The 4,720-nt window shown below is 65.9% G+C and carries 5 protein-coding genes and 1 pseudogene; all 6 read left to right on the forward strand.

Going from position 1 to position 4,720, the window contains the following annotated elements; translation table 11 throughout:
* Positions 1 to 137 (forward strand): annotated as a pseudogene (locus O1Q03_RS40350) (single-stranded DNA-binding protein); the annotation flags it as partial.
* A gap of 114 nt (positions 138 to 251) precedes the next feature.
* The gene (gene mug / locus O1Q03_RS39665) at positions 252 to 803 is read left to right on the forward strand and encodes a G/U mismatch-specific DNA glycosylase (RefSeq protein WP_269511556.1); all 552 of its coding nucleotides are present in this window, start codon (positions 252 to 254) and stop codon (positions 801 to 803) included.
* Positions 790 to 1,422 carry a DNA-3-methyladenine glycosylase gene (locus O1Q03_RS39670; protein ID WP_269511559.1) on the forward strand — a complete coding sequence of 211 codons (633 nt, stop codon included), beginning with the start codon at positions 790 to 792 and terminating at the stop codon, positions 1,420 to 1,422. Before mug ends, O1Q03_RS39670 begins: the two co-directional genes overlap by 14 nt.
* A gap of 71 nt (positions 1,423 to 1,493) precedes the next feature.
* The gene (locus O1Q03_RS39675) at positions 1,494 to 2,258 is read left to right on the forward strand and encodes a ParA family protein (protein ID WP_269511562.1); all 765 of its coding nucleotides are present in this window, start codon (positions 1,494 to 1,496) and stop codon (positions 2,256 to 2,258) included.
* 450 nt (positions 2,259 to 2,708) lie between these two features.
* Positions 2,709 to 3,290, forward strand: a complete 582-nt coding sequence (gene phaP, locus O1Q03_RS39680; protein WP_269511565.1) for a TIGR01841 family phasin — start codon at positions 2,709 to 2,711, stop codon at positions 3,288 to 3,290.
* 258 nt (positions 3,291 to 3,548) lie between these two features.
* A partial coding sequence (locus tag O1Q03_RS39685; RefSeq protein WP_269506221.1) for an acetyl-CoA C-acetyltransferase occupies positions 3,549 to 4,720 on the forward strand: 1,172 nt, incomplete at its 3' end.

Here is a 4,720-nt window from a genome sequence, read left to right on the forward strand (position 1 = left end):
AGATGGAACGTGGCGGTGGCGGCGGCGGCGGTCGTGCCGGCGGCGCGCCGCGCGGCGGAGCGGGCGGCGGCCAGAGCCGTCCGAGCGCGCCGGCAGGCGGCGGCTTCGACGAGATGGACGACGATATTCCGTTCTGATCGTCACGTCGGTATCCCGCACAGCAAAGGCCCGAATGTCCGGAACCAGGCGAATCGCCTGGGGTGGACCTTCGGGTCTTTTTCCGTTTACGTCCGTCATCCGCGAGGCCGACCTTGGCCGATGCACTTCCCGACCTCATCGCCCCGCATCTCGACGTGCTGTTCTGCGGGATCAACCCCGGCATGACCGCGGCCGCGACCGGCCATCACTTCGCCGGAAGGAGCAACCGCTTCTGGCGCGTGCTGCATCTCGCGGGCTTCACGCCGGACGAGATCGCACCGCAGGACGACCGGACGATACTCGGGTACGGCTGCGGGCTGACGGCCGTCGTGCCGCGGCCGACCGCGAGCGCAGATCAGTTGTCGTACGACGAATTCGTTGCCGCCGCAGCCGTCTTCGACCAGAAGCTCGAACGTTACGCGCCGCGCTCCGTCGCGTTCCTCGGCAAGGCTGCGTACGCGGCGCTGTCCGGGCAGCGCGAGATCGCATGGGGGCTCCAACGGGCACGCATGCAGCGCGCTGCCGTCTGGATCCTGCCCAATCCGAGCGGCAGAAACCGCGCATTCAGTCTCGACGAACTGGTCGACGCGTATCGTCAGCTTCGTCTGGCGGCACAAACCGTTTCCGGCAACCGGCAGCCGGAGGTGCGCTATGACGCGCAATAAGCGCAATAAGCGCGCGCCGGACTGGCCGGGCGCGCTGTTGCCGCGTGCGTTCTTCGATCGCCCGGCCACCGACGTCGCGCCGCAACTGCTGAACAAGATCCTCGCGGCGGCGGACGGCCGCGCCGGCCGGATCGTCGAAGTGGAGGCCTATGCCGGCGCGCTCGACCCGGCCGCGCACACGTACCGCGGCAAGACGCCGCGCAACGCGACGATGTTCGGGCCGCCGGGGCACATGTACGTCTATTTCACGTACGGGATGCACTGGTGCTGCAACTGCGTGTGCGGGCCGGACGGCACCGGCACGGGCGTGCTGATCCGCGCGCTGGAACCGCTGCACGGGCTCGAACGGATGCGTGAGGCCCGGCCGCCGCTCACGCGCGATCGCGAGCTGTGCCGGGGCCCGGCGCGGCTCACGCAGGCGCTCGGCATCACCGGCGCGCAGGACGGCGTCGATCTGGTCGACGCGCGCGAAGGCTTCGCGATCGTGGACGACGGTACGGCGCCACCCGCGAATCCGGTGGGCGGCCCGCGCATCGGCATTCGCGTGGGCACGGAGCTGCCGTGGCGGTGGAGCGTGCCCGGCAACCGTTACGTGTCGGGCACGTTGCCGCGCATCTGACGGATGTCACGCAGGCGCCATTATTGACCGGCTAAGCTGGATCTTTCGACGTTTCAATCGAAGGAGACACCATGCGGCGGGTCGTATTCAATCAGAAGGGCGGCGTAGGCAAATCGACGATCGTCTGCAACCTGGCAGCGATCAGCGCGAGCGAAGGGCTGCGCACGCTCGTCATCGACCTCGACGCGCAGGCGAATTCCACGCGCTACCTGCTCGGCGATCGCGCGGCCGACGTGCATCCGGGCGTCGCCCAATTCTTCGAGACCGCGCTGACCTTCAACTTCCGGCCGGTCGACGTCGCGTCGTTCATCCATCCGACCCCGTTCGAAGGGCTCGACGTGATGCCCGCGCATCCGGATCTCGACACGCTGCACGGCAAGCTGGAATCGCGCTACAAGATCTACAAGCTGCGCGACGCGCTGAACGAGCTCGACACCTACGATGCCGTCTACATCGATACGCCGCCCGCGCTGAACTTCTATACGCGCTCGGCGCTGATCGCGGTCGAGCGCTGCCTGATCCCGTTCGACTGCGACGACTTTTCGCGCCGCGCGCTGTACACGCTGCTCGAGAACGTGAAGGAAATCCAGCAGGACCACAACGCGGCGCTCGAGGTCGAAGGGATCGTCATCAATCAGTTCCAGCCACGCGCGAGCCTGCCGCAGCGGCTGGTCGACGAACTCGTCGACGAAGGGCTGCCGGTGCTGGCGTCGCGGCTGTCGGCGTCGGTGAAGATCCGCGAGTCGCATCAGCAGTCGAAGCCGGTCATCCATCTCGAACCGACGCACAAGCTCGCGCAGGAGTTTCGCGCGCTGCATCGCGAATTGGCCGGGTGAGAACGATACCGCGGTCGCATGTCGTAATTTATCGGATCATTGAATGTGTCATTAATAATCTTGCAAGCCATTTCAATATAAATCTGTAAAAACGATTACACGCGAAACTGCCCCATGTTAAATGCGAATCTTTCTTACTAATAGCGGGAATAGTGACTAGGTAAATGTTGCGCGTCATTGCGCCGCTATGCTGTAAAAAGGTGAAGCCATTGTAAAAGAGCGGCATTGGAGCCGGATCCGAGGTGTGTGCTGGCTCGCCGCGGCGGTAATTGTGACCGATAAGGGTTTTCACCTATCATTAATGACACTTAATTGACAATTAATGCCTCTAGAATGCGATCCTTAACGTCCCACATTCAATAGTGCGGGCCGTGAATAAGGGAACAGGCGGTCGACCTGGCTCCCATTTTCGTTACGTGGTCTCTCGCATTGCTAACAGGAGCGTGCCCGATGTCTGTATTTGCCCCCGAAAAATTCGCCGCCGATTATCAGTCTGGCATTGCCGCATGGTTCGCAATTGCCCGCCCGGCAATCCACGGTTTCGAGGCCGTCGTCGAACTCAACCTGCAAGCGGCCAAGACGGCGCTCGAAGAGTACGAGGACAAGCTGAAGAACGCATTCAACGCCAGCAACCCGGCTGCCGGCTTTGCGCAGCAAGTGGCTGCACCGCAGGAAGCCGCCGGCAAGGCCGTCGCGTACACCCGCCATCTGTTCGACATCGCCGTGTCGACGCAGGTCGAGTGGGCAAAGGTCGCGCAAGCGCAGTACGAGGAGACCGACAAGCGCGTGAAGGACGTGTTCGGCGAACTGACGAAGCATGCGCCGGCCGGCTCGGCTCCGGTGGTCGCCGCGCTGAACTCGGCACTGTCCGCGGCAACGGCCGCGGCAGACTCCGTGCGCGCAGCGGCGGGGCAGGCGATCGAGGCCGCGCAAAGCGGTTTCGACGCGGTCAGCGAAACGGCGGCGCGCGGCGGCAAGCAGGCGACCGCCGCTGCCCGCAAGGAAGCCGCTTCGCGCGAATCGGCAGCATGACTGCGTGTCGCGCATCGGCGCGACACGATTGAACGGCGCCGGACGGCGTCGGCCCCGCGTGTGACGCGTGACGGTCGGCGAACGATCGGCCCGCCACAGCGTGCCCGGGCACGGTCGGATCAGGCGGGTGTGCCGCGCGCATGAGCGCGTGAACATCCAGCCGCATCCCGCGCGCGTGGCGCTCGCGCGCCGCGTTCGCCATGCCGGCACCGGCACGCAATCCGGATCGACCCATTGATTTTGATGCAGGAATTGAACATGACGGACGTAGTGATCGTATCGGCCGCGCGGACCGCGGTCGGCAAATTCGGCGGCTCGCTTGCGAAGATTGCAGCACCGGAACTGGGCGCCACGGTGATCCGCGCGGTGCTGGAGCGCGCGGGCGTGAAGCCCGATCAGGTGAGCGAAGGGATCATGGGTCAGGTGCTGACGGCCGGCTCGGGGCAGAACCCGGCGCGCCAGTCGCTGATCAAGGCCGGCCTGCCGAATGCAGTGCCGGGGATGACGATCAACAAGGTGTGCGGCTCGGGCCTGAAGGCCGTGATGCTGGCGGCGAACGCGATCGTCGCGGGCGACGCGGAGATCGTGGTCGCAGGCGGTCAGGAAAACATGAGCGCGTCGCCGCACGTGCTGCCGGGCTCGCGCGACGGGTTCCGGATGGGCGACGCGAAGCTGGTCGACACGATGATCGTCGATGGCCTGTGGGACGTGTACAACCAGTACCACATGGGCATCACGGCGGAGAACGTCGCGAAGGAATACGGGATCACGCGCGAAGAGCAGGACGCATTCGCCGCGCTGTCGCAGAACAAGGCGGAAGCCGCGCAGAAGTCCGGCCGTTTCAACGACGAGATCGTGCCGGTGTCGATTCCGCAGCGCAAGGGCGAGCCGCTGCAGTTCGCGACCGATGAATTCGTGCGTCACGGCGTGACGGCGGAATCGCTGTCGGGCCTGAAGCCGGCGTTCTCGAAGGACGGCTCGGTGACGGCCGCGAATGCGTCGGGCCTGAACGACGGCGCGGCGGCGGTGCTGGTGATGTCGGCGCAGAAGGCGGCGGCTCTTGGCCTCACGCCGCTGGCGCGGATCAAGGCATACGCGAACGCGGGCGTCGATCCGAGCGTGATGGGCATGGGCCCGGTGCCGGCGTCGCGCCGTGCGCTGGAGCGCGCGGGCTGGACGCCGGGCGACCTGGACCTGATGGAAATCAACGAGGCATTCGCGGCGCAGGCGCTGGCGGTGCACAAGCAGATGGGCTGGGACACGTCGAAGGTGAACGTGAACGGCGGCGCGATCGCGATCGGCCACCCGATCGGCGCATCGGGCTGCCGGATCCTGGTGACGCTGCTGCACGAGATGGTCAAGCGCGACGCGAAGCGCGGGCTGGCGTCGCTGTGCATCGGCGGCGGGATGGGCGTCGCACTCGCGGTCGA

The organism is Burkholderia sp. IMCC1007 (genome assembly GCF_027257875.1).
Classification (GTDB): Bacteria; Pseudomonadota; Gammaproteobacteria; order Burkholderiales; family Burkholderiaceae; genus Burkholderia.

Bases quoted from the DNA above. Each gene is read 5' to 3' on its own strand.
- O1Q03_RS39670 (WP_269511559.1), top strand. From the start codon at position 790: ATGACGCGCAATAAGCGCAATAAGCGCGCGCCGGACTGGCCGGGCGCG.
- O1Q03_RS39675 (WP_269511562.1), top strand. From the start codon at position 1,494: ATGCGGCGGGTCGTATTCAATCAGAAGGGCGGCGTAGGCAAATCGACG.
- phaP (WP_269511565.1), top strand. From the start codon at position 2,709: ATGTCTGTATTTGCCCCCGAAAAATTCGCCGCCGATTATCAGTCTGGC.